This window comes from Mesorhizobium sp. M1027 (genome assembly GCF_040318745.1).
Taxonomy (GTDB): domain Bacteria; phylum Pseudomonadota; class Alphaproteobacteria; order Rhizobiales; family Rhizobiaceae; genus Mesorhizobium.
Genome location: NZ_JAMYMW010000001.1, coordinates 806,377 through 829,243, shown reverse-complemented (window position 1 = coordinate 829,243; position 22,867 = coordinate 806,377). Strand labels below are relative to the sequence as shown.

At 61.4% G+C, this 22,867-nt stretch carries 21 protein-coding genes and 1 tRNA gene; 5 read left to right on the top strand and 17 right to left on the bottom strand.

Going from position 1 to position 22,867, the window contains the following annotated elements; genetic code table 11:
• Positions 1-96: 96 nt before the first annotated feature.
• From NKH50_RS03985 to NKH50_RS03945, 9 genes are all read right to left on the bottom strand, one after another.
• Positions 97-687 (bottom strand): hypothetical protein, encoded by a 591-nt coding sequence (locus NKH50_RS03985; protein ID WP_352703968.1) that lies wholly within the window; start codon positions 685-687, stop codon positions 97-99.
• 216 nt (positions 688-903) lie between these two features.
• A complete protein-coding gene (locus tag NKH50_RS03980; protein WP_352703967.1) occupies positions 904-1,722 on the bottom strand; it encodes an MBL fold metallo-hydrolase in 819 nt (272 codons plus the stop codon).
• A 3-nt stretch (positions 1,723-1,725) separates the two neighbouring features.
• The gene (locus tag NKH50_RS03975) at positions 1,726-2,520 is read right to left on the bottom strand and encodes a TatD family hydrolase (protein ID WP_352876791.1); all 795 of its coding nucleotides are present in this window, start codon (positions 2,518-2,520) and stop codon (positions 1,726-1,728) included.
• Positions 2,520-4,106: a methionine--tRNA ligase gene (gene metG, locus NKH50_RS03970; protein ID WP_352704073.1), complete on the bottom strand. Its 1,587-nt coding sequence runs from the start codon at positions 4,104-4,106 to the stop codon at positions 2,520-2,522. The genes NKH50_RS03975 and metG overlap by 1 nt, the downstream gene beginning before the upstream one ends.
• A gap of 121 nt (positions 4,107-4,227) precedes the next feature.
• Positions 4,228-5,283: a DNA polymerase III subunit delta' gene (locus NKH50_RS03965; RefSeq protein WP_352876789.1), complete on the bottom strand. Its 1,056-nt coding sequence runs from the start codon at positions 5,281-5,283 to the stop codon at positions 4,228-4,230.
• Positions 5,280-5,954: a dTMP kinase gene (gene tmk, locus NKH50_RS03960; RefSeq protein ID WP_352448921.1), complete on the bottom strand. Its 675-nt coding sequence runs from the start codon at positions 5,952-5,954 to the stop codon at positions 5,280-5,282. The genes NKH50_RS03965 and tmk overlap by 4 nt, the downstream gene beginning before the upstream one ends.
• Positions 5,955-6,018: 64 nt before the next feature.
• Complete coding sequence (locus NKH50_RS03955) at positions 6,019-7,149, bottom strand: D-alanyl-D-alanine carboxypeptidase family protein (RefSeq protein WP_352876916.1); 1,131 nt, start codon at positions 7,147-7,149, stop codon at positions 6,019-6,021.
• Between the two features lie 131 nt (positions 7,150-7,280).
• On the bottom strand, positions 7,281-8,504 hold the full coding sequence (locus tag NKH50_RS03950; RefSeq protein ID WP_352876786.1) for a septal ring lytic transglycosylase RlpA family protein: 1,224 nt from the start codon (positions 8,502-8,504) through the stop codon (positions 7,281-7,283).
• Between the two features lie 270 nt (positions 8,505-8,774).
• Positions 8,775-9,521: a hypothetical protein gene (locus tag NKH50_RS03945; RefSeq protein WP_352876783.1), complete on the bottom strand. Its 747-nt coding sequence runs from the start codon at positions 9,519-9,521 to the stop codon at positions 8,775-8,777.
• Between the two features lie 444 nt (positions 9,522-9,965).
• Here NKH50_RS03945 and NKH50_RS03940 point away from each other — a divergent pair.
• From NKH50_RS03940 to rimO, 4 genes are all read left to right on the top strand, one after another.
• A tRNA-Ser gene (locus tag NKH50_RS03940) sits at positions 9,966-10,055 on the top strand.
• Between the two features lie 281 nt (positions 10,056-10,336).
• Complete coding sequence (locus NKH50_RS03935) at positions 10,337-10,744, top strand: DUF930 domain-containing protein (RefSeq protein WP_352876781.1); 408 nt, start codon at positions 10,337-10,339, stop codon at positions 10,742-10,744.
• A gap of 190 nt (positions 10,745-10,934) precedes the next feature.
• On the top strand, positions 10,935-11,594 hold the full coding sequence (locus NKH50_RS03930; protein ID WP_023675054.1) for a TerC family protein: 660 nt from the start codon (positions 10,935-10,937) through the stop codon (positions 11,592-11,594).
• Between the two features lie 152 nt (positions 11,595-11,746).
• On the top strand, positions 11,747-13,060 hold the full coding sequence (gene rimO / locus NKH50_RS03925; RefSeq protein WP_352876779.1) for a 30S ribosomal protein S12 methylthiotransferase RimO: 1,314 nt from the start codon (positions 11,747-11,749) through the stop codon (positions 13,058-13,060).
• Positions 13,061-13,123: 63 nt separating this feature from the next.
• Here rimO and NKH50_RS03920 read toward each other — a convergent pair whose 3' ends face one another.
• From NKH50_RS03920 to NKH50_RS03885, 8 genes are all read right to left on the bottom strand, one after another.
• The gene (locus tag NKH50_RS03920) at positions 13,124-14,191 is read right to left on the bottom strand and encodes a BMP family ABC transporter substrate-binding protein (protein ID WP_352466189.1); all 1,068 of its coding nucleotides are present in this window, start codon (positions 14,189-14,191) and stop codon (positions 13,124-13,126) included.
• Between the two features lie 47 nt (positions 14,192-14,238).
• The gene (locus NKH50_RS03915; RefSeq protein ID WP_352448916.1) at positions 14,239-15,213 is read right to left on the bottom strand and encodes an ABC transporter permease; all 975 of its coding nucleotides are present in this window, start codon (positions 15,211-15,213) and stop codon (positions 14,239-14,241) included.
• Positions 15,213-16,325 carry an ABC transporter permease gene (locus NKH50_RS03910; RefSeq protein WP_352636755.1) on the bottom strand — a complete coding sequence of 371 codons (1,113 nt, stop codon included), beginning with the start codon at positions 16,323-16,325 and terminating at the stop codon, positions 15,213-15,215. The genes NKH50_RS03915 and NKH50_RS03910 overlap by 1 nt, the downstream gene beginning before the upstream one ends.
• Positions 16,322-17,914 carry an ABC transporter ATP-binding protein gene (locus NKH50_RS03905; RefSeq protein WP_502906831.1) on the bottom strand — a complete coding sequence of 531 codons (1,593 nt, stop codon included), beginning with the start codon at positions 17,912-17,914 and terminating at the stop codon, positions 16,322-16,324. Before NKH50_RS03905 ends, NKH50_RS03910 begins: the two co-directional genes overlap by 4 nt.
• A 152-nt stretch (positions 17,915-18,066) precedes the next feature.
• Positions 18,067-19,044 carry a quinone oxidoreductase family protein gene (locus tag NKH50_RS03900; protein ID WP_352876774.1) on the bottom strand — a complete coding sequence of 326 codons (978 nt, stop codon included), beginning with the start codon at positions 19,042-19,044 and terminating at the stop codon, positions 18,067-18,069.
• An 18-nt stretch (positions 19,045-19,062) separates the two neighbouring features.
• Positions 19,063-19,839 (bottom strand): phosphatidylcholine synthase, encoded by a 777-nt coding sequence (gene pcsA, locus NKH50_RS03895; protein WP_502893794.1) that lies wholly within the window; start codon positions 19,837-19,839, stop codon positions 19,063-19,065.
• Positions 19,840-19,874: 35 nt separating this feature from the next.
• Positions 19,875-20,489 carry a DUF1326 domain-containing protein gene (locus tag NKH50_RS03890; protein ID WP_352703944.1) on the bottom strand — a complete coding sequence of 205 codons (615 nt, stop codon included), beginning with the start codon at positions 20,487-20,489 and terminating at the stop codon, positions 19,875-19,877.
• A 13-nt stretch (positions 20,490-20,502) separates the two neighbouring features.
• On the bottom strand, positions 20,503-21,399 hold the full coding sequence (locus NKH50_RS03885; RefSeq protein ID WP_352876772.1) for a DUF2182 domain-containing protein: 897 nt from the start codon (positions 21,397-21,399) through the stop codon (positions 20,503-20,505).
• Positions 21,400-21,502: 103 nt separating this feature from the next.
• Here NKH50_RS03885 and NKH50_RS03880 point away from each other — a divergent pair, with 103 nt between their 5' ends.
• Positions 21,503-22,711 (top strand): UbiH/UbiF family hydroxylase, encoded by a 1,209-nt coding sequence (locus tag NKH50_RS03880; protein WP_352703939.1) that lies wholly within the window; start codon positions 21,503-21,505, stop codon positions 22,709-22,711.
• Positions 22,712-22,867: the final 156 nt, after the last annotated feature.

Sequence of the window (22,867 nt, the reverse complement as noted above, 5' to 3'; positions counted from 1 at the left end):
ACCCAGACTGTGCCTGTGCCGGCGCTGGTGACGATTGCGGGTCAGCATAGGCGAGATGGCGAGGGCAGCATCCGGGAAGCGAGCCCTCGCCGGCGGCTAATAACCCAGGCGCTTCAGTTCAGTCTTGACCGCTGCGATCGTCTTGAAGCGGAAGTGCTTCGTTGTGCCGTCGCGCCAATGGCAGTCGCATGTGGCGTCGAACTTCCGGGTCGCTTTCAATTGAGTCAGCGCCTTCTGGCCTGGCTTTGGACCGTCGAAGATGCGAACTTCGTAGAGCGTTCCTTCGACATCGTAGTGCATCTGAGCCCAGGAAAGTATCACGATCAGTTCCTTTGCCGGGTCGTGGTCGGCGTTGGCGAGGCCGAGCGCTATGTCCGGTGTGTCGCCCTCTTGTTCACCGATCGTGACCTGGATTGCGCGATATCTGTTGTCAGCTAGCCGTTGCAGCGCGACGAGCGGGCGTTCCGGATAGTCCTCAGCGGTCTGGTAATCGACGAAGAGTGTCTGGAGGCCGCTCCAACTCACGGCTGTGGTGTGCGGATCAGCATTGTCGGCGAACCCAACAACACGTTTGGCGAAAGCCAGGTCGTTCTCGCCTGGCGCACGATCAAGGTCCTGCGCTCGCGCGCCAGTGAGCGCGCAGGCGAGGGTGAGGACGAAACTTGTGAAGAGCCAAAGTCGCTTCATGATTCGCAACCCTAGCATGCCGGTTGCGAATCTTCGCGCCTGGCCGTCGGCAGCGGGATGTGGAACTCCCGCGCGCACCAGTCGCATAAGATAGATTATGGAACTGAAATGGCGGATAAGGATGTGGCGTGGAAGTGGCACCAGCGAGCCGCTGGGCCGCTTTTAGAGCGAGAATTGAGACCCCACTCAGAAACCCAACCGTAAAAACTCGATCCTTCACGCTGATTCGTAAGGGATTTCGATCGTCATGCCATCATAAGCAGGCTCGACGTTGGCCGGCGTCTCGGCCATTACCGTGGCGTAGTCGAGTGGCACATGCATATGCGTCAGCACCGCGTTCTTCGGCGCCAGTCTTTCGATCCAGCCAAGCGCCTGGCCAAGCGACAGATGGCTCGGATGGACGGTGTATTGCAGCGCGTCGATGACCAGCACGTCCAACCCGCGCAAACGCTCGGCGGTCGCGTCCGGAAAGTCGCTGACATCAGGGCAATAAGCCAGCCCGCCGATGCGGAAACCCAGCGAGGTGATGTCGCCATGAAGCTGCACCAGCGGTTCGAGGGTGAGGGCGCCGCCCTCGCCCTCGATCACCACCAGCCTGTCGTGGTCGATGATATGGGCGTTGACGATCGGCGGATACGAACTGCCTTTCGGTGTTTCGAAACAGTAGCGGAACGCCTCGCGTAAGCGCAGCATGGTGGCCTGATCGGCATGGATGTCGATCCGGTGGCGCTGCTCCAGTACGAAGCCGCGCAAATCGTCGATGCCGTGGATATGGTCGGCATGCGGATGTGTATAGACCACCGCATCGATGCGCCTGACCGATGCCAGCAGCATCTGCTCGCGGAAATCCGGGCCGGTGTCGATGACGACCGTGGTCCGGACGCCATTCGCCGCGATCCGCTCGACGAGCGCTGCGGTGCGCGTGCGCCGGTTCCGGGGGTTCGCGGGATCGCAACTGCCCCAGTCGCCGGTGATGCGTGGCGTGCCCGGCGATGAGCCGCAGCCGAGGACGGTAAGACGTAACCGGTCGCTCATGCGTCAGGCGCCCGGCGCGCTCGGGCGCGGCATTTTCCTGAACAGCCGGAAGAAATTATCCGTGGTGATATCAGCGATCTCGGCCTCGCTGAAGCCGATCGTCTCGGCCAGCACCTTGGCTGTATGCGCGACATAGGCGGGCTCATTGCGCTTGCCGCGAAACGGGATCGGCGCAAGGTATGGCGCGTCGGTTTCGACCAGCAGACGGTCGCGCGGCACATCGGCGGCGACGGCGCGCAGCTCGGCGGAGTTCTTGAAGGTCAGGATACCGGAAAACGAAACGTAGCCGCCGAGCGCGACACCGATCTCGGCTAGCCTGCGCCCAGACGAAAAACAGTGCAGGATGAAGGGGAAGGCGCCCTTCCCTGTTTCTTCTTCGAGGATGTCAGCCATGTCGTCGTCGGCGTCGCGCGAATGGATGACCAGCGGCAGACCGGTCACGCGCGCCGCGGCGATGTGGGTGCGAAAGCCCTGAGCCTGTGCGTCGCGCGGCGCATGATCGTAGAAATAGTCGAGCCCGGCCTCGCCGATCGCCACCACTTTGCGATGAGCAGAGAGCCGCACCAGATCATCGACAGTGACGTCAAGCTCTTCCGCCGCATTGTGCGGATGGGTGCCCACCGAGCAATAGACCTCATCGACAGTCTCTGCAATCTCAAGCACTTGGCTAAATCGCTTCACCCTCGTCGAGATCGTCACCATACGGCCGACGCCGGCCGCGAGGGCGCGGGCGACGATGGTCGCCCGCTCTTCGGCGAAATCCGGAAAGTCGAGATGGCAGTGACTGTCGACCAGCATCAGGCGCTTGTATCCGTTTGCTCGACATAGCGTGGAAATACTGGTTCCGGCGCCGGCAGTGCCGTACCGGACACCAGCGCATGAGCTTCGGCGACATGCGCGAAGTCGCGGCTGTCCGCCGGCACTGCCAAAAGATCGAGCAGCTTTGCCGCCGAGCCTGGAATGAAGGGCTGGCACAGCAATCCGACACGCCGGATCACCTCAGCCGTCGTCCACAGCACCGTTTCCATGCGTGCCGGATCGGTCTTCTTCAGCGCCCATGGCTCCTGCCCGGCGAAATAGCGGTTGGCTTCGGCCACCACGCCAAAGATCGCCGCCAGCGCCAAATGGATGCCCTGGTCGGCCATCGTCCTGCGCGCCGTGACAAGGGCGGCATCTGCCTGATCGAGGATCGCCTTGTCGGCGTCGCTCAATTCGCCACGCTTCGGCACCACGCCGCCGCAGTTCTTGGCGATCATCGACAGCGAGCGCTGCGCCAGATTGCCGAGATCGTTGGCAAGGTCGGCATTGGTGCGGTTGACGATCGCATCATGGCTGTAGCTACCGTCCTGACCGAACGGCACTTCTCGCAGGAAGAAATAGCGCACCTGGTCGAGACCGTAGTGCTCGATCATGGCGAACGGGTCGATGACGTTGCCGACCGACTTCGACATTTTCTCGCCGCGGTTGAACAAAAAACCATGCGCGAACACGCGCTTCGGCAATTCGATGCCAGCCGACATCAGGAAAGCCGGCCAGTAGACCGCGTGAAAGCGCACGATATCCTTGCCGATGACATGAACGTTTGCAGGCCAGAAAGACCATCTCTCGCTGGCCGGATCCGGATAACCGGCAGCGGTGATGTAGTTGGTCAGTGCATCGACCCAGACATACATCACATGCTTGTCGTCGCCCGGGACCGGCACGCCCCAGTTAAACGTGGTGCGCGAGATGGACAGATCCCTGAGGCCGGATTTGACGAAGCTGACGATTTCATTGCGCCGCTCCGCCGGCCCGACGAATTCCGGGCTGTTCTCGTACAGTGCGAGCAGCCTGTCCTGATAGGCGGAAAGCCGAAAGAAATAGCTTTCTTCTTCGGTCCATTCGACAGGCGAGCCGAGCGGTTCGCGGCGCACGCCGTCGTCGCCGACCTTGGTTTCGGCCTCGTCGAAATAGGCTTCCTGCCGCACCGAATACCAGCCGCTGTAGCGGTCGAGGTAAATGTCGCCATTCTCAGCCATGCGTGTCCAGATCGCCTGGCAGGCCTTGTAGTGCCGGTCCTCGGTCGTTCGGATAAAAACGTCGTTCGAGCAGCCGGTCGCTTCGAGCATCGAACGGAAGATCGCCGAATTGCGATCGGCAAGCGCCTTCGGCGTCAGGCCTTCGGCGTCCGCCGTCTGCTGCATCTTCAAGCCGTGCTCGTCGGTCCCCGAGACAAAGAAGACGTCCTTGCCGTCGAGCCGCTGGAAGCGGGCAAGCGTGTCGCTGGCGATCACATTGTAGGCATGGCCGATATGCGGCTTTCCGTTCGGATAGAAGATCGGCGTCGTGACGTAGTATTTTTCGCGTGACATGGATGAGCCGTCATGAATGTCTGAATGAAAGATGTCGCGGTGAGATATCGCATCGAAACGGCAATTGCCATCCGAGGCCAATGCGGTGGCTTCGAAGTTCCTGCGATTGATTGGGATCAATGCTCAGGGGCTTCAAAAGCCACGCCAGCGGCCGTCACATTCGCATTGCAGAATTCAGGCGGTCGATCATGGTTAGGGCGTGCTGCTTTTTGTCGAGATTGTAGGTCTCGGTTTCAGATATAGCGTTCAAAGCCTCGTGCCAAGTATCCGACAGCGTTTTGGCCCGCGCGAGATCGCCGGCGAGCGCGGCCTGGCTGGCGCCGGCCGACAGCAGGTCGAGCGCGCGGCGATTGAATATCTCGAACGGGATTGCCTGGTCGCGGCCGGCGACCGCCTCGGCAAGACGGTAGGCGCCTGCGACATCTATCTTTTTGGACATCACCAGGGCATCGAGGGTGGCGGCGATTTCAAGCCCGCCATACTGCGTCAACAGGATCGCGTTGCGCGCGCTGCCCCCTGCCCGCTCCGCCAGCGCCGCGCGCGCCGCAGGATCCTCGGGTGGCGGCGGCTCGATGCCCTCCAGAACCGCCATCAAGCTCTTGGCATCGAGCGGGGCTAATCGCACCATCTGGCAGCGCGACCGGATCGTCGGCAGCAGACTGCCCGGCGCATGGACGATGAGGATGAACAAGGTGCGCGCGGGTGGCTCTTCAAGATTCTTCAGCAAGGCATTGGCAGCATTGGTGTTCATGTCGTCGGCGGGATCGACGATAACCACCCGGTAGCTGCCGTCGTGCGAGGTCAGCGACAGAAAACGGCTGACCTTGCGGATTTCGTCGACCGTGACCACTGTCTTGAAGCTCTTGGTCTTGTCGTTCGCCGGGCGTGTAAGATGCAGCACCGAAGGATGCGCGCCGGTGGCGATCTGTCGAAACAGCGACGAAGCCGGATCTGGAACGGCAAGGCTTTCCGGCGCCTGCTCGAAGACCGGGTGCTTCAACAGATGATGCGCCAGGTGAAAGGCCAGCGTCGCCTTGCCGATGCCAACCGGTCCGGCAAAGATCAGTGCGTGCGGCAGCTTTCCCGAGCGGTAAGCGGTGGCGAGCATGTTGGCCGCCTGCAGGTGACCGACAAGACGCGGCGTCTCGGATGGCTCGGGCACCCCGTCCAGCGTGTCGTGCTGTTCGGGCGCGATGCGTTCGAAAATCATGCTGGCGCCGCCTGCCTTCTTTGTGCCGGCATCATCCTCTCGAGAGCCGCGAAGACCGCGGCGGTAACGACATCCTCCACCGCATCTAGGTCGGCTGAGGCATCGACGACAACGCAGCGTTCGGGTTCAGCTGAGGCGATCGCGAGAAACGCCTCGCGCCGGCGTTGGTGGATGGCCAATGTTTCTTTCTCGAAGCGGTCCGGTCCGTCACTGCTGCCCCGCCGGGCGGTAGCGCGCCTCAGGCCCTCGGCGGGGTCGATGTCGAAGATCAGTGTCATGTCCGGCACCATGCCGTTGATGGCGACCTTCTCCAATGCGTCCATGAATGCCGGGTCGAGGCCGCCGGTGACGCCCTGGTAGACGCGCGAGGAATCCATGAAACGATCGCAAAGTACGACCGAACCGCGCTCGACTGCCGGCCGGATGACCTGTTCGACATGGTCGGAACGCGCAGCGGCGAAAAGCAGCGCTTCCATCTTGGGGCCGAACGGCTCGGCTGCGCCTGAAAGCAGGACATGCCTGACCGCCTCCGCGCCCGGCGAGCCACCCGGCTCACGTGTCACCAGCACATCGTATTTCTTGGCGCGCATCTTCTTTGCCAGCCGCTCGATCTGCGTCGACTTGCCTGCTCCTTCGCCGCCTTCAAAAGTGATGAAAAATCCGCGCGCCAAAGCCTTTGTCCATACTTCGGGGACCGTATAGTCCCGGCGGGAAAAAAGGTCCACCGCGACGGTGCTAACGCAGCCAGCCGACGGCCAGTTCCTTGGCGGCGTCGAGCGCGCGCTGCGGCAGCGAACCGACACCGATCGACTCGGCGGCAAACAGCGGCGTCTCCTGGCTCAGCGTATCGCCGATCCAGACGCGCAGCGTACCCACCGGCTGCCCCTCCTCCACCGGCGCTGCCACCGGTCCGTCATAGACGATCCTGGCGGTGAGCTTGTCGCGGTTGGTGATCGGCAGGAAGATCTGCACCGGTCCTTTTGCCTTTAACGTGACACCGGACTTGGCGCCGCCAAAGACCTGGGCTTCGCCAACCACTTCGTCCTTGGCGAATACTTCAGTCTTCTCGAACGAGCGAACGCCCCAGTCGAGCAGCTTTCGCGCTTCCTCAGCACGCTCACGGTCGTTTGCCAGGCCGCTCATCGCCGCGATCACCCTTGTGCCGTTGTGGCTGACCGAGCCGACAATGCCGAACCCGGATTGCTCGCTGGCACCGACCGCGAGCCCGTCGGCGCCTATGTCCATGGCCAGTAGCGGATTGCGGTTCCTCTGGGAAATCTTGTTCCAGGTAAAATCCTTCTGGCCGTAATAGCGGTAGAGATCCGGGTAGTTGCGCCAGATATGCAGCGCCAGAAGCGCGAGTTCGCGAACGCTCGTTTGCTGCCCATCGGCCGGCAGACCGGTGGAATTGACGAAAGTCGATTTCTGCAAGCCGATCTGGCGGGCACGCTCGGTCATCTGCGCCGCGAAGTTTGCTTCGGACCCGGCCATTCCTTCAGCGATGACGATACAGCCGTCATTGGCCGCCTGCACGGTCACGCCCTGGATCAGGTCTTCCAGCCGGATCGTCGACTTGAGCTTGGCGAACATGGTCGATGTCCCCGAAGGAGCGCCGCCTTTGCGCCAGGCGTTCTCGCTCACCACGAAGGTGTCATCGAGCGTCATGCGCCCTGATTTGATGGCGTCGAAAACCACTTCCATCGTCATCAGCTTGGCCAGCGAGGCCGGCGGGATCAACCTGTCGGCGTCCTTGGAAAACAGCACGGTTCCGGTTTCGGCATCGATCATGAAGACCTGCGCGGCCTTGGTCTCGAAAAGCTGAGCTGAGGCCTGCGCAAGCGAGAGCAGCAGCAGGCCGAGCGCCATAAGCCCGGTGAAAGGGTGAAAAGATTTCATCAGGTTCGACCCGTGAGCCGGCGCTTTTGCAAGTTGGCAGAAGCTATCAGGCTTTTGCCTGGCGGATCAATCGCGCGCGAAAAAACCAGGCAGCCCCGAGCTCAGTTGCGTACAGCAAGCGCATCCGGCGCACCATGCGACCACGCTGCCTGCAGCATCTCGTCCAGGCTGCCACGACCGTCGGCAAAGAGGTTGACCGAGTACCAGTCCTTGCCTTCAAGTTCCGAGCGCTGGATTTCGGTCTTGCCGAAGTTGGAAAGCTGGGCCGCCACACGCTCCGCTTCGGCGGCATTCTCGAATGAACCCGCCGCGACATAGGCGGTGGGCGACCCGGCTGGAGGGGCTTGCCGCTTCCACGATTGAAGAATTTCGGCGGGCGACATGCCGGCGCCATCCAGCTCGGCAAACGCGTTGGAGGCGCGTTGCACGCGCTCGTCGGCGTAAGACAGCGACGCCACGGTGAACGGCGATTGCGCCGGCAGGTTGATCTCCGGGCGCTCCGGCACGATCGGGCCGAAATCGGGCAGTACAATGTCTCCCAAAGCAGATGCTTGCACTGCCATGACAGGCCGTGCATCGGATCTCTGCCCGGAATTCGTCAGCTGACCGGGGAACGGCACGGCAGCAGCGCTCACCGGCAGGCTTGGCGACGGCCCATTCATCGCGACCATGACACCGCTGGGCAGGCCGTCCGACGGATCCGGCGCCCTGTTGCCTGGACGATACGAAGCCATAAGATACTGCCCGTCATTGCCTTCAAGCGGCGCACGGCCGACATATTCGACCTTCACCTCGGCCGTACCGATGTTGGCATAATCGAGCATTTCAGCAGCGCGCTTCGACACATCGATGATGCGTCCATCATGATAGGGTCCGCGGTCGTTGACGCGCACGATCACCGAGCTGCCGGTCTTCATGTTGGTGACCCGCGCATAGCTCGGCAGCGGCATGGTCGGATGCGCCGCGGTCAGATCTGCCATGTCGTAGACTTCGCCGTTGGCGGTCAACCGGCCGTGGAAGGCCTCACCGTACCAGGATGCGAGGCCAACCTTGGCGTAACGTTTGTCTTCCTTCGGATAATACCATTTGCCGCGCACCTGATAGGGCTTGCCGAGCTGGTCGCGTCCGCGAGACGTCTTGAACATGACGCGCGGGCTGGCTTTCACGCCGTATTCGGCTTCGGAAAAATATTCCTTGGAGCGAGGTTTCTTGTTGACCATCGCCTTTTGCTGCGGCCCGGCACATGCTGCAAGAAAGGCTGCCGACAAGGCAAACAGCGCGAAAGCGGAAGCGCGACGAAGACGCGGGCGCGCCGTGGTCTGCATATTTTGATTGTCCCCTATAGCATCGACGAAGGCACCGCAGCATGAACGTCAGCGATGCCAAAGCACCCACTCCAGAAACGCCGGCGACGCCCTACCCCAATCCTTTTTGTGCGCAGGAATTGTTTATCACCGTATTAACCGATTGTGGTCGGAACCGGGCGAGATTGTGGCACGGACCGCCTCGCTGATCGGCATGAAAATCATCGCTGATCGATCAGCAATGCGGTTCGTGGCGCGTTGCCCTTGGCTGGCCTGGCTGCGAGCGCAGATTCAGGGACCGAAGATCACAAGCTCGGTGAACGTCAGATCTCCAGGTGCGGGTGGTCTGGGACCCTTGAAGTATTTCAGCCCCTTGTTGGGCCGGTACCATCCCACCAAACCTGGAATCGGCTCCTTGGCGTCGACAAAGCAAACCAGGATTCCGCTTCGCAAGAGAAAGCGCCCCATCGCACCGGCGCAGCGGCTCAAATCCGCAAGCGAGCGGCAATAGATGACCTGATGGCACTGGATAACACCGTGCAACATTCGGCGCGGCATCAATACCAAGGGGAACGCTGCTCCGTCGCAAATGCAGATCAACGACAGGCAGCCCAGCGCGGCGTGTTCCGAGAGTATGTATCTCTCACTCTCGGGCAGCATCGCCAATTCCGGAAGATCGGGACGCACTTCGACCACGCGACATGACCGCTGCGCCGAACTCAAAGCCGGCAAGAAGGTAAATTGTCCGCTGGAGAAGAGCCGAAAGCCGAGCGCCCGGTTGGCTTTCAATGTCGCTTGTGCAGGCGAAATGTTCGTGTAGGTCACGTCCTTCCGCTTGAGAACCGCCGCAACCAACATGGCGCCATAGGGACGGAAATCTGCATCGACTGACCAGCTTGAAAGATTGCAGCGAATTTCCTCGCTCTCCGACCCCTGATAGCGAGCATAAAGGGTGAGCACAACGCCGACGATCCGACCGGCATGCTCCAAAGCAAAGCCATATCGTGGGAACTCGGCAACCGCAGGACGCTGCGACAAACGGGTCAGAGCGTGTATCCAGTAACTCCGGTTACGCGCCGGAAAGCCCCTGCACAGGCAATCAACCACTCCCTCCCAGTCGGTTTCGCGGATTGGTCTACAGCGAAGACCGGGCGGGAGAGCGCCAAGTACGGCCAAAATCAACTCCAGAATACGATTTACTTACATGTGCCTAATGCGCTCCACATATCAGCGCTCAACGATTAATAGTCCGTGCGGGTTTTAAAAACGATTTTCCACACTCAGCACAAACACAGCTTGCCATGACGCTGCTCACGCCCTGGATCGCGCCGAAAGGTGCGGCCGCCACGGTTGACTTGGCGTTGAATGCGGCTTTACAGGGATGGAGCGCGAACCGGTCGGGGAACGTCCTGGTGCCAATCCGGTACCGACAGCTCGAACCCGCTCCTCTCGCGATATCCTAAGTGATTGAAAAATCACCTTGGAGGGATGGCCGAGCGGTTTAAGGCACCGGTCTTGAAAACCGGCGTGGGTGCAAGCCCACCGTGGGTTCGAATCCCACTCCCTCCGCCAGATCCGTCCAATTTCTTCAATCCTGCAGGCATGACGTCGAGTTTTCCGCTCGTCGGATTCTCGACTGCCTGGGTTTAACAGGCCGGTCCGCTTCGGGGAGAACTGCCGCTCTGCCCCATGCAGCGCACCACCTCTCGCGTCGCTGAAATGCGACAGGTGCTGATCATGGCAACGATACCAAAGTACCGGTGATACTATTGCGTAATCAACAACCTGCCACAAAGCGAACACTGTCACCCGCCGCGCAGCCGCGCTCGTCGGGTTGATTTCTCCGCCCGAATATGGTGCTTCACCCGCCTATGAATAAACTATTTTCTGCGGTCCTCGGATGGACGATAGTGGCTTGGCCGGCCGGCGCGATGGACAGCGCATTGCGCGCCGGCCTGCTGAAACTCGATCCGCAAACCCGGCTGGAGCAGCGATGCGACGCCGAAATTCTCGACCGGATTACCCGCGACGACCACAAATACAAAGCCGATCGTGTCGTCGCCTACGCTTTTGCGACGCCCGAAATGGGCGCCGATGCGATCAAGAGCCCGGGTGCTGCGTTTCGCAGCAAGGGACAGTGGTACCGGCTGAAATTCAAATGCGAAACAGCGCCGGACCATATGGAAGTCCTGCAGCTCCGCTATCGGATCGGTGATGAAATTCCGGAAAGCGACTGGCCCAAATACAATCTCTATAACTAGGCATTCGCGACCTGTGGCCGCATTTTGCCGGTGTTCGGGCCGATCGTCGCAAACTCTGTATATTGCCGCAATAACGGGCGGTTTGCCGACCTTGTTCCAACCAGTCCCTTGACGCGCGTGAACCATACACGTTAGGCCCTCCAGGCGTTCGACGCGAACGGTCGGCCAACCAGCAAGGGACTTCCAGTCGATGGAAATTTTCACTGCCGCGGGCTTCTCTGCCCTGCTCCAGGTCATCGCCATCGACCTCGTGCTTGCAGGCGATAACGCCATCGTCATCGGCTTGGCCGCGGCGGGCTTGCCGGTCGAGCAGCGCAAGAGAGCGATTCTCATCGGCGTGGTGGCGGCGACGGTGCTGCGTATCGGTTTTGCTGCGATCACCGTCACCCTGTTACAGATTGTCGGCCTGCTGCTGGCCGGCGGCATCTTGCTGCTGTGGGTGTGCTGGAAAATGTATCGCGAGCTGCGCACGTCGTATGCCGACGAGGTGGAGGCGACCGAAGCGCTGTCCAATTCCGATATCAACAGCGATGATATGGTGGCCGGCAAGGCGCGCAAGAAGACCTTGGGTCAGGCGGCATTGCAGATCGTCATCGCCGACGTGTCGATGTCGCTCGACAACGTACTGGCGGTCGCCGGCGCGGCGCGCGATCACTTCCAGGTGCTGGTGATAGGCCTCGTCCTGTCGATCGCGCTGATGGGCCTTGCCGCGAGCTTCATCGCCAAGCTGCTGCACCGCCATCGCTGGATCGCCTATATCGGCCTTTTGATCATCTTTTATGTCGCACTCGATATGATCTACCGGGGCGCGGTGGAAGTCTTGCCGCATGTCAGCAGTGCGGTGAGCTGACACGCCGACTCGAATTCTCATCGGCCGGCCTTTCAGCTTCGGCGAGCCTTCGGCGACGCTGGCGGTTGCGTTTCGCCGCAGCCGCTGCCCATACCAATGCCGCGACAAGTGTGATACTGCGCCGCCAATCCTGAAAATCCGGAAAAGCTTAGATGTCCGCCCCTCGCGTCAGTTTCGTCAGCCTTGGATGCCCGAAAGCCCTTGTGGATTCCGAGCGCATTATCACCCGCCTGCGCGCCGAAGGCTACGAGATCGCCCGCAAGCACGACGGCGCCGACCTAGTCGTCGTCAACACCTGTGGCTTCCTCGATTCGGCTCGCGACGAATCGCTCAACGCCATCGGCTCCGCACTTTCGGAGAATGGCAAAGTTATCGTCACCGGCTGCCTCGGCGCCGAGCCGGACGTCATCCGTGAAAGACATCCGAACGTCCTCGCCATCACCGGACCACAAGCTTATGAAAGCGTGATGGCGGCGGTGTATGAGGCTGCCCCCCCGAGCCATGATCCCCACATCGACCTTTTGCCGCCGCAAGGGGTCAAGCTCACGCCGCGCCACTATGCGTATCTCAAGATTTCGGAAGGCTGCAACAACCGCTGCACCTTCTGCATCATCCCGGCGCTGCGTGGCGACCTGGTATCGCGGCCGGCCGCCGACGTGTTGCGCGAAGCCGAGAAGCTGGCCAAGGCCGGGGTCAAGGAGATCCTCGTCATCTCGCAGGATACCAGCGCCTACGGCATCGATATCAAATACCAGACCAGCATGTTCGGCGATCGCGAAGTGCGGGCGAAATTCCTCGATCTATCGGAAGAACTGGGCAAGCTCGGTGTCTGGGTGCGCATGCACTATGTCTATCCCTACCCGCATGTCGCGGACGTCATCCCACTGATGGCCGAAGGCAAGATTCTTCCCTATCTCGATATCCCATTCCAGCACGCCTCGCTGCAGGTGCTGAAGAACATGCGCCGGCCCGCTCATGGCGAAAAGACGCTCGAGCGCATTCGCGGCTGGCGCGACGTCTGCCCGGACCTTGCCATCCGCTCCACCTTCATCGTCGGCTTCCCCGGCGAGACGGACGACGACTTCGAGATGCTGCTCGACTGGCTGGACGAGGCCAAGATCGACCGCGCCGGCTGTTTCAAATACGAGCCGGTCAGAGGCGCCCGCTCAAACGAGCTCGGCCTCGAGCAAGTGCCGCAGGAGATCAAGGAAGCCCGCTGGCACCGCTTCATGCAGCGCCAGCAGAAGATTTCGGCAACGCAGCTAACCAAGAAAATTGGCAAGCGACTGCCGGTCCTGATCGACGAGGCGCATGGCAATTCGGCCAAGGGCCGGACCAAATACGATGCGCCCGAAATCGACGGTTCGGTCCATATCCAGTCGCGGCGGCCACTGCGCGCCGGCGACATCGTCACGGTCAAGGTCGAGCGCGCCGACGCTTACGACCTTTACGGCTCAGCAGTCTGATATTCCGTCCAAAATGAAAAGGGCGCCGCGTGGCGCCCTTTCGTTCGATATGTTTCCGACCGCCTACTGCGGCAGCTTGTCGTCGACGCCCTTCACGTAGAAATTCATGCCGAGCAACGTGGCGTCGTCGGCGACCTCGCCCTCCTTCAGCCAAGGAGTGCCGTCCTGCTTGGCGATCGGCCCGGTGAAGGGGTTCCAGCCGTCGGCGATCTTCTTGGTGGTGGCTTCGGCCATCGCCTTGACGTCGTCGGGCATGTTGGTGAACGGCGCCAGCTTGACGGCGCCGTCCTTAATACCGAGCCAGACATTGTCGGGCTTCCAGGTGCCGTCGAGCGCCGCCTGGACCCGGCTGATGTAGTAGGGACCCCACTCGTCGGTCAGCGCGGTCAGCTGCGCGTGCGGCGCGAACTTGATCATGTCGGAGGACTGCCCGAAGCCGTGCAGCTTGCGCTCCTCCGCCACCTGCAAGGCAGCGGTCGAGTCGGTGTGCTGGACGATGATATCGGCGCCCTGGTCGAACAATGCCTTGGCAGCATCGGCCTCCTTGCCCGGATCGAACCAGGAGTTCACCCACACGATCTTCGCCTTGAAGTTCGGGTTGATCGACTGTGCGCCGAGCATAAAGGAATTTATGCCCATCACCACTTCCGGGATCGGGAAGGAAACGATGTAGCCGGCGACGCCCGACTTCGATTGCTTGGCGGCGATCTGGCCAAGCACGTAGCGGCCTTCGTAGAAACGCGCATTGTAGATGCCGAGATTTTCGGCCGTCTTGTAGCCGGTGGCGTGCTCGAACATCACCTTGGGGAATTTCTTGGCGATCTTCACTTCCGGGTCCATGAAGCCGAAGGACGTGCCGAAAATGATCTTGCATCCCTCGCGCGCCAGGCGCTCGAAGGCGCGGTCGGCATCGGGGCCTTCGGAGACGTTTTCGAGATAGGCGGTCTCGACCTTGTCGCCGAGTGCCTTTTCCACCTCGAGGCGGCCTTGGTCGTGCTGGTAGGAGTAGCCGAAATCGCCGATCGGGCCGGTGTAGACCCAGCACGCCTTCAGCTTGTCCGCCGCCTGGGCTGATGCCGCCAGCGACAATGCGGCCGTCGTCGCCATCAGGGCAATAAGCAGTTTTTTCATTGTGTTACCTCTCTGAGTTAAGCCTTGGAGCTTCCGTCTTTTTGTTGTCAACGATCCGGAACGAATGGCTGGCCCAAGGAGGCCGGCGTGTTCATCATCGTCAAACGCTTGTTGCGCGAGATTAGAACGAGAACCACGACGGTTGCCAGATAGGGCAGCGAAGAAAGCAGTTGCGAGGGAAACGATTTTAAGAACGCAATTAACTTGTAGAGCAACCAGGGCGCGTCGACGAAGTCCTGCAGATTTATGGCTTGGACGTGAAGCTGGCCAACCCAGATCGCGCCGAAAATATAGGCGCCGGCCAGCACCCGCCATGGCCGCCAGGAGGCGAAGACGACCAGAGCCAGCGCGATCCAGCCGCGGCCGGCGGTCATGTTCTCCACCCATTGCGGTGTGTAGACCAGCGATAGGTGACCGCCGGCGAGGCCGGCACAAGCGCCGCCGAAAATCACTGAGAGATAGCGGTAGCGGATGACGTGGATGCCAAGCGCATGGGCGGATGCATGGCTGTCGCCGATCGAGCGCAGCGTGAGCCCGGTGCGGGTCTTGAACAGGAACCACATGACGGCGGCGGTCAGCGCGATCGAGATGTAGAAGATTGGATCCTGGCCGAACAGCAGCCTGCCGACGACGGGGATTGCGGTCAGGCCGGGAATATCGAGGTTTGGCAGCCTTTCGCCGGGCTGGCCGACAAAATTCGTTCCCATCATGCCGGAAAGGCCGAGGCCGAGCAGTGTCAGCGATAGGCCGGTGGCCACCTGATTGGTGGCCAGCGACAGCGTCATGACGGCAAACAGAAGCGAGAACACTGCCCCCATGGTGATTGCCGCCAACAGCCCTATCCAAGGCGAGCCGGTGAGATAGCCGGCGCCGAAACCGCCGACGGCACCCATGATCATCATTCCTTCGACGCCGAGATTGAGCACACCCGAACGTTCGACCACCAGTTCGCCGATCGCCGCGATCAGCAGCGGCGTCGCCGCCGTCGCGATGGTCAAGAGGATGTTGACGGTGATGTCCATCAGCGGGCTTCCTCCAGCTTCGGCGCTGCCTCGAGCTTCGGCGCGGAAAAGCCGGTCAGGCGAATGCGGTAATGGATGAGCGTGTCACAGCCGAGCACGAAGAACAAAAGCATGCCCTGGAACACGCGCGCCACCTTGTCGGAGATGCCGAGCGCGCTTTGCACTGCCTCGCCGCCCAGATAGGTCAGCGCCAGCACAAGGCCTGCGGCGACGATGCCGAGCGGATTGAGCCGGCCGAGAAATGCCACGATGATAGCGGTAAATCCGTAGCCGGGCGAGATCACCGGCTGCAATTGTCCGATGGCTCCCGAGACCTCCGAAATCCCTGCAAGTCCGGCCAGTGCGCCCGACAGCAGGAAGGCAAAGAAGACCATGCGGTTAAGGCCAAACCCGGCGAAGCGCCCTGCCCTCGGGCTTGAGCCGAGCACGCGGACCTCGAAGCCTTTCAGCATACGGCTCATCAGGATCCAGATCAGTATCGCCGCGATCAGCGCGAAGACAAATCCCCAGTTTGCCCGGCCGGATTCCGGGAGGAGTTCCGGCAGTATGGCCGAGTCGTTGAACTGGATGGTCTGCGGGAAACCGTGGCCCTGCGGATCGCGCCACGGCCCGCGTACGAGCCAATCGAGGAAGAGCTGGGCGACATAGACCAGCATCAGGCTGGTCAGGATCTCGTTGGTGTTGAAGCGCGTCTTCAGCAGTGCCGGGATTGCAGCATAGGCGGCCCCACCGACCATGCCGAGCAGAAGCATCAGCGGCAGCACCAATGGGCCTTCGAACTGCGGAAACAGCACGGGAATGATCGAGCCGACAATGCCGCCCAGGATGAACTGGCCTTCGGCGCCGATGTTCCAGATGTTGGCCTTGTAGCAGACCGACAGTCCGACCGCGATCAGGATCAGGGGGGCGGCCTTGATCGCCAGCTCATGCAGCTGCCAGACCTGGCTGATCGGTTCGATGAAGTAGATGCGGAACGCAGTCAACGGGTTGACGCCGAGCAGCGCGAACATGATGGCACCGGCAATGATCGTCAAAACGAAAGCGATGAAAGGCGAGAGTGCCGAAAACAGCATCGAGCGCTGCGGGCGTTTTACAAGTTCGAGGCGCATCAAGCCGTCTCCAGCGTATGTTCGGCATGCCCGGGTTCGGCGCCGCCCATCAGCAGCCCGATCTTCTCGAATGTCGCTTCAGCTATCGGCAGCGGCTTCGATAGTTCGCCATTGTGCATGACCGTGATCGCATCGGAAATCTCGAACAGCTCGTCGAGGTCCTGGCTGATCACCAGCACCGCCGAGCCGCTACGTGCCAGTTCGATCAGCGCCTGGCGGATGTGGGCGGCCGCACCCGCGTCGACGCCCCAGGTCGGCTGATTGACCACCAAGACGCTCGGCCGGCGGTCGAGTTCGCGGCCGACGATGAATTTCTGCAGATTGCCGCCCGAAAGAGCCGCAGCTTCCGGATCCGGCGCGCTCTTGCGCACGTCCATCGCCTTTATGATGCGCTGGGCAGCGGTATGGATCGCATCGCCCTTGACCATTCCACCGGCGCCGACAAACATCTTGCCATCGGTGGCGTGGCGCGACAGAAGCAGGTTCTCCGAAAGCTTCATGCGCGGTGCTGCGCCATGGCCGAGCCGCTCTTCCGGGACGAAGGCAGCGCCCATCAGACGCCTGCCGGTGATGGTGAGGCCGCCGGCATCCTTGCCGCGGATGCGGACCGAGCCGGCATCCTGCTGCAGCACCTCGCCGGAAACGGACTCGAAGAATTCGCCCTGGCCGTTGCCGGCGACACCGGCAATACCGATCACCTCGCCGGCGCGGACGTCAAGATTGATGTTCCTGAGCGGGATCGAGAACGGGGTCGCCGGCTTGCGGGTGAGTTCGCGGATTTGAAGCAGCACCGGCGCGGTCTCGATACCCTCGGCCGGCGCACGCACCACGGCCAGCACCTCGTTGCCGACCATCATCCGCGCCAACGAAGACGCGGTTTCCTGGCGCGGATTGCAATGGCCGACCACCTTGCCGTGACGCAGCACGGTGGCGCGGTCGCAGATCCGTTTGACCTCTTCCAGCCGGTGCGAAATGTAGAGGATGGACTTTCCTTCCGAACGCAGCCGTTCGAGCGTCTCGAACAACTTATCGGCCTCCTGCGGCGTCAGCACCGAAGTTGGTTCGTCGAGGATGATGAGTTGCGGCGTCTGCAGCAGGCAGCGGATGATTTCGATACGCTGACGCTCGCCGACCGACAGATCACCGACCAGCGATAGCGGATCGAGAGGCAGGCCGTAACTGTAGGAGAGCGCCCTCGCCTTGGCCGCGATCGTGCTGATCGGCGAGCCGTCATCCAGCGACAGCGCGATGTTCTCCGCCGCCGTCAGCGCTTCGAACAGGGAAAAATGCTGGAAAACCATGCCGATGCCGAGCTTTTTTGCGGTGCCGGGGCTGGTGATCCTAACCGCCTGGCCATTCCAGAAAATCTCGCCGGAATTCGGTTCCAGCGATCCAAACAGCATTTTCACCAGGGTCGACTTGCCGGCGCCGTTCTCGCCAAGCAACGCATGGATCTCGCCCTTGGCGATGTTGAGATCGACATGGTCGCACGCCGTCAACGTGCCGAATATCTTTGTGAGGCCGCGAACCTCAAGCAGGTTTGCGCCGTCCTGATCTGCACTCACGGTGCCTCCATCTGGTTTGCCAGACATGTTCTGTGTTCCCGCAAGCATCGTATGCGCGGGCTGCTCTCTACGGTAAGCGCCTCACGACTTGAAAGAGCTTCAAGAATTTCAGCGGAAACTCAAGCGGTAAAGAGCAGTTCGCAAGAACGGCGGCGTCGGCGGCCCGAAACGGCGGGCGCCTAAGGGATAAGTATTGTTGTCCCGGTGGTCCTGCGCCCTTCGAGATCGGAATGCGCCTTGCCGGCCTCGCTGAGCGCGTAACGCTGGTTTATCTTGATCTTGACGGCGCCGCTGAGCACCACGTCGAACAAGGCGGCGGCGGAAACCTCGAGGTCTTCGCGCCTGGCATTATAGACGAACAGCGTCGGCCGCGTTGCGAACAGCGAGCCCTTCTGCGCCAGCAACGAGATGCTGAAGGGCGGGATCGGCCCAGACGATTGACCGAAGCTGACGAAAGTGCCGAGCGGCCGCAGGCAATCGAGCGAGGCTGGAAATGTGTCGTTGCCGACTGAATCGTAGACAACGTCGCATTTCTTGCCACCGGTGATAGCGGCAACGCCGGCCACGAAATCCTGTTCGCGATAGTTGATCACGTGGTCGAAGCCATGCGCCTTGGCGAGCTCGATCTTGTCGGTGGAACTCGCCGTGCCGATCACTGTCGCGCCGAGATGCTTGGCCCATTGACCGAGGATCAGCCCGACACCGCCGGCCGCCGCATGAAACAGGATCGTGTCGCCGGCTTTCACCTTGAATGTACGGCGCAACAGATATTCGGCCGTCATGCCCTTTAGCATCATCGCCGCGGCCTGTTCGTCGCTGATGCCGTCCGGCACCTTCACCACTCGGTCGGCAGCGATCACGCGCTGCTCGGCATAGGCGCCGGTGGTCACGGCATAGGCGACGCGATCGCCGGGTTTGAGCCAGTCGACATCCGAGCCGACCTTCAAGACCACGCCGGCCGCCTCGCCGCCGGGGATCAGCGGAAATCCGCCCTGCGGCGGATAGAGGCCCGAGCGATAATAGACGTCGATGAAATTGAGACCGATCGCGCTGTGCTTGACCAGGATCTGTCCCGAGCCTGGCTGCCCGGGATCGGCGTCCTCATAGGTCAGGACCTCCGGACCGCCATGGGCATGGATGCGGATCGTTTTGGACATTTTCAGGCTCTCTTGGGATCAGGCTTTCTTGTCCGGCTTGGCGCCGAGATTTGGAAAGAACTGCATGATAGCGCCGATGCAGGCGAGGTAAAGCCCGGTGACCGTAATCCCGATCTTGATGAAATCGCTGACCTGCTCGCCCAGCACGCCGATCTGGTCGTAGAAGGAGGCAAGTGCCGCCTGCGCCAGCGCCAGCGCGCCGAAAGCGCACCAAAGCAGCGTCATGCCGAGATTGATTGGCCGCAGCCGCTTCACCCGCACCGGATGGATGAAATTGATCGGCACGAAGGTGAGAATGCCGGCCACCACGACCACGGCGAAGGAAACCCATTGTCCTGGTTCGATGACGAACAGCGTGAACACCACCATGTTCCAGACGACCGGAAAGCCTTTGAAGAAATTCTCCTTCGTCTTCATGCCGGTATCGGCATAGTAGATCGCGCTCGACACCACGATTATCGCCGCAGACAGGAACGACAGGCGCTCGCCCATGAAGCCGCGCTGATAGAGCGCGAAGGCCGGAATCAACACGTAGGTCACGTAGTCGATGATGTTGTCGAGCAGTTCGCCCGACCATGTCGGCAGGATTTCCTTGACGTCGAGCTTCCTGGCGATCGGCCCGTCGATGCCGTCGACGAAAAGCGCCAGGCCCAGCCACCAGAACATCGCCGTCCAGCGCTGCTCGCTTGCCGCCACCAGCGACAGAAACGCCAGGAATGAGCCCGACGCGGTCAAGAGATGGACCGAGAACGCCCGCGCCTGAGGCCATGTGACTTTCTTCTTCGGCCGCGGAATCCGGTCGGCGATTTTCCTGGCCGTCGTCTTCTTGCTCACGGGCCCCGCCAATCCAGCTTGCAGATTTCGGCCGAGCGGCCAGCAAAGTTCCAGTTGCGGCCAAAGGCCCGCATCTTGCTCTTGTCGGATTTGGCGACGATGATTTCCGGCGCAATCCAGTATTCCGAATTGCTGATGACCGTATCCTTGTCGCGATCCTTGCCGGTGATCGGCGTCACCGCACCATCGATAATCTTCGGTATCTGGAAGATACGTGTTTTCTCACGCGTCTCGTAGGTGATCGGCACCTGCTCGACGCCGAGGAACTGTCCGACCAGGATGGAGAGCAGCGATGTGGTTCCACCGGCCTTGCCGGTGAATATCTTCGTCAGTCCCTTCACAGCGTAAACCGAGGCGCGCTTGTCGATGAAAAGGCCGGCCGTCCAGTTGCCGCGGCTCATATAGCCGGGGATTTCCATGATCAGCCCAAGATTGAGACCGGACAGGTCGACCTCGCCGAAATGGCCGGCATCGATGCGGAACCCCGCCCAGGTTTGGCAATAGCCTTCCGTAGGCGGATGGTTGCCGAGCGACAGAACGCAAGGGCAAAAAACCGTGCAATTGCAGGAGAGGACGAGTTCTCCCTTCATTGCCCAGTTTTGGTCTGTCATCGAATTGTCCCCCTCATGTCGAGACTACTAGTAGCGCTGCTGCCCAGACAAGCAGTATCGCACCGGCCAGCCGCGTCGGCAGATTGCCTGCCGTCTGCTTTTCGACCAGGCTGAACAAGCCGATCAGCGCCATCCAGAACACGTTCATCACACCGAGGGCAAACATTACCAGCATTAGAGCCCAGCAGCATCCAAGGCACCACAGGCCCTGCTTCATGCCGAGCCGCAAAATGCGAATAGGCCTGGCGCTCCAGTTGGCGAACAGGATCGAGAACGGATTTCTGCACTTGTCCAGACAGACTTCCTTCAGCCGGCTGAACTGATAGAGACCAGCGATCGACAGCGCGCCTGCCCCGGCAATTCCAACCAGCGGATCGAGCATCTGCCCGGATGAGGCGAATGCATGGATTGCGAACGTCAGGGCAGCGAACATTGCCGAGGCGACAAGCCAGACGCTCAAATATCCAGCGACCAGGGTCAGCGGATGGACGGCCGGCTCCCTCTTGATCCGGGCGGTATCCGCGATCTCGCAATAGGTGCGAATCATCGGCGCCGCGGAGGGCAGCATGGTCGCGATGGCCATCAACAGCCACATCGCGGTGAGTGCCCCGCCTTGCGCGCCTAGGCTTGCGCGAAGCGGCGCCGGCGCAAGGCAGAGGGCGAAGAAACGCGCAAGGAAATCCGGCAACGGCAGTAGCGGCAGGTATTCCAGCACGGCGTCGCCGGGTACATCGGCGCCCGGGAGCCGGCTCACCGCCCCCCGAACTGCCATTGCGCCGAGAAGGAGCCAGGCAAGGGCAACGCCCATGCCGGCAACAACGCTCACGGTCAGTCGAGGGCTGCGCGCAACGCTCGCCATCGCGCGGCCGGTACCGTCGAGGTGGCTGAAATTGTCTTGTTGGCCGGTCATGGCAACCGAATGGGCCGAATCGCCGCGTTGATCAAGCCGCATCACCTGACCTATATGGACCAGCAGGTCGGACAGACCTCACCTCCCAATCCGGAAGCCGAATTTGAACCATCGGGAAACAGCACGGATACTGGTCGCCGGCAGCGGTCCTGCGGGGCTGATCGCGGCGCTTGGCTTTGCCGAGGCGGGCTTTCCCGTGACGCTCGTCGGACCCGACGCAGCCGGCCCCGACGGCCGGACGACAGCCTTGATGAACCCTGCCCTAGAGATGTTCGAACGGCTAGGGATCTTCGACGGAATCAGGCCGCACGCAGCGCCGCTCAAGGTGATGCGTATCGTTGACGCAACCAACCGGTTGATCCGCAGCCCGACAGTGACCTTTCGCGCCAGCGAGATCAACGAAGAGCAATTCGGGCTGAACTTGCCCAACAGCGTTCTCAACCGCACGCTAGCCGAGGCTGTCGCGCATTCGGGTATCGAATGGCGAAAGTCGATGGTGGAGGCATGGCGCCTCGATGCCGACCATGCCCATGCCGTTCTCGCCGACGGTAGCGAGGTTGAGGCATCGTTGGCAGTTGCCGCCGATGGCCGTCAATCGCCGGCCCGCGAGGCAGCCGGCATCCGGACCTCGGTCCGATCCTTTCCGCAGGCGGCGCTGGTGCTCAATTTCGGTCACCGCAGCGACCATGCTTTCACCTCGACCGAATTCCACACCGAAACCGGTCCGTTCACACAGGTTCCCCTGCCCGGCAACCGGTCCAGCCTTGTCTGGGTGCTCGAACCCGAAATCGCCAAGGATCTTGCAGCACTCGACGAGGCCGAGCTTTCGACGCGGGTCGAACAGCGGATGCAATCGATGCTGGGCCGCGTGTCGGTTGAGCCCGGCCGGCAGGTCTACCCACTTTCAGCGGTAAGCCCGTGGCGGTTTGCGCATCGCCGCGTGGCACTTGTCGGTGAAGCCGCCCACGTGTTTCCCCCAATCGGCGCGCAAGGGCTTAATCTCGGCATCCGGGACATTGACGACCTGATTGGTACCGCAAGCAGAAACCGCTCGGACCCGGGCGCCGCCCAGGCGCTTGCAGCCTATGATTTCAAGCGGCGGCCGGACATTCTGGCGCGCAGCAGCGCGGTCAACCTGCTGAACATGTCGTTGCTTTCCGACATGCTGCCGGCCCAGCTGATGCGCAGTGCTGGTCTTGGCGCGCTTGAGGGGTTTGCGCCGTTGCGGGCGTTTTTCATGCGCGAGGGTCTTCGACCCGGCAGCGGTTTTGCGGCGTTTTTTGGCGGATTGCGAAAAGCGGCCGCGCGATAGCGATCGTGGCGCCGCCCTTGATCCGCATCTTGTGATGCTCAACCCGGCATCAAGTTGATCGGGATTGAATTGACGCGGCGTCTGCGCCAAATAATGACGATATCGACCGTAAGGCCTGGGCCGATCTTTGCCTGACCGGTGTGTAAGAATCTAAAG

Coding starts and splice junctions, on each gene's coding strand:
- NKH50_RS03985 (WP_352703968.1), bottom strand. CDS start 687: ATGAAGCGACTTTGGCTCTTCACAAGTTTCGTCCTCACCCTCGCCTGC.
- NKH50_RS03980 (WP_352703967.1), bottom strand. CDS start 1,722: ATGAGCGACCGGTTACGTCTTACCGTCCTCGGCTGCGGCTCATCGCCG.
- NKH50_RS03975 (WP_352876791.1), bottom strand. CDS start 2,520: ATGCTGGTCGACAGTCACTGCCATCTCGACTTTCCGGATTTCGCCGAA.
- NKH50_RS03965 (WP_352876789.1), bottom strand. CDS start 5,283: ATGATTTTCGAACGCATCGCGCCCGAACAGCACGACACGCTGGACGGG.
- NKH50_RS03955 (WP_352876916.1), bottom strand. CDS start 7,149: ATGGCGCTCGGCCTGCTGCTGCTCTCGCTTGCGCAGGCCTCAGCTCAG.
- NKH50_RS03950 (WP_352876786.1), bottom strand. CDS start 8,504: ATGCAGACCACGGCGCGCCCGCGTCTTCGTCGCGCTTCCGCTTTCGCG.
- NKH50_RS03935 (WP_352876781.1), top strand. CDS start 10,337: ATGGTGCTTCACCCGCCTATGAATAAACTATTTTCTGCGGTCCTCGGA.
- NKH50_RS03930 (WP_023675054.1), top strand. CDS start 10,935: ATGGAAATTTTCACTGCCGCGGGCTTCTCTGCCCTGCTCCAGGTCATC.
- rimO (WP_352876779.1), top strand. CDS start 11,747: ATGTCCGCCCCTCGCGTCAGTTTCGTCAGCCTTGGATGCCCGAAAGCC.
- NKH50_RS03920 (WP_352466189.1), bottom strand. CDS start 14,191: ATGAAAAAACTGCTTATTGCCCTGATGGCGACGACGGCCGCATTGTCG.
- NKH50_RS03915 (WP_352448916.1), bottom strand. CDS start 15,213: ATGGACATCACCGTCAACATCCTCTTGACCATCGCGACGGCGGCGACG.
- NKH50_RS03905 (WP_502906831.1), bottom strand. CDS start 17,914: ATGTCTGGCAAACCAGATGGAGGCACCGTGAGTGCAGATCAGGACGGC.
- NKH50_RS03900 (WP_352876774.1), bottom strand. CDS start 19,044: ATGTCCAAAACGATCCGCATCCATGCCCATGGCGGTCCGGAGGTCCTG.
- NKH50_RS03890 (WP_352703944.1), bottom strand. CDS start 20,489: ATGACAGACCAAAACTGGGCAATGAAGGGAGAACTCGTCCTCTCCTGC.
- NKH50_RS03885 (WP_352876772.1), bottom strand. CDS start 21,399: ATGACCGGCCAACAAGACAATTTCAGCCACCTCGACGGTACCGGCCGC.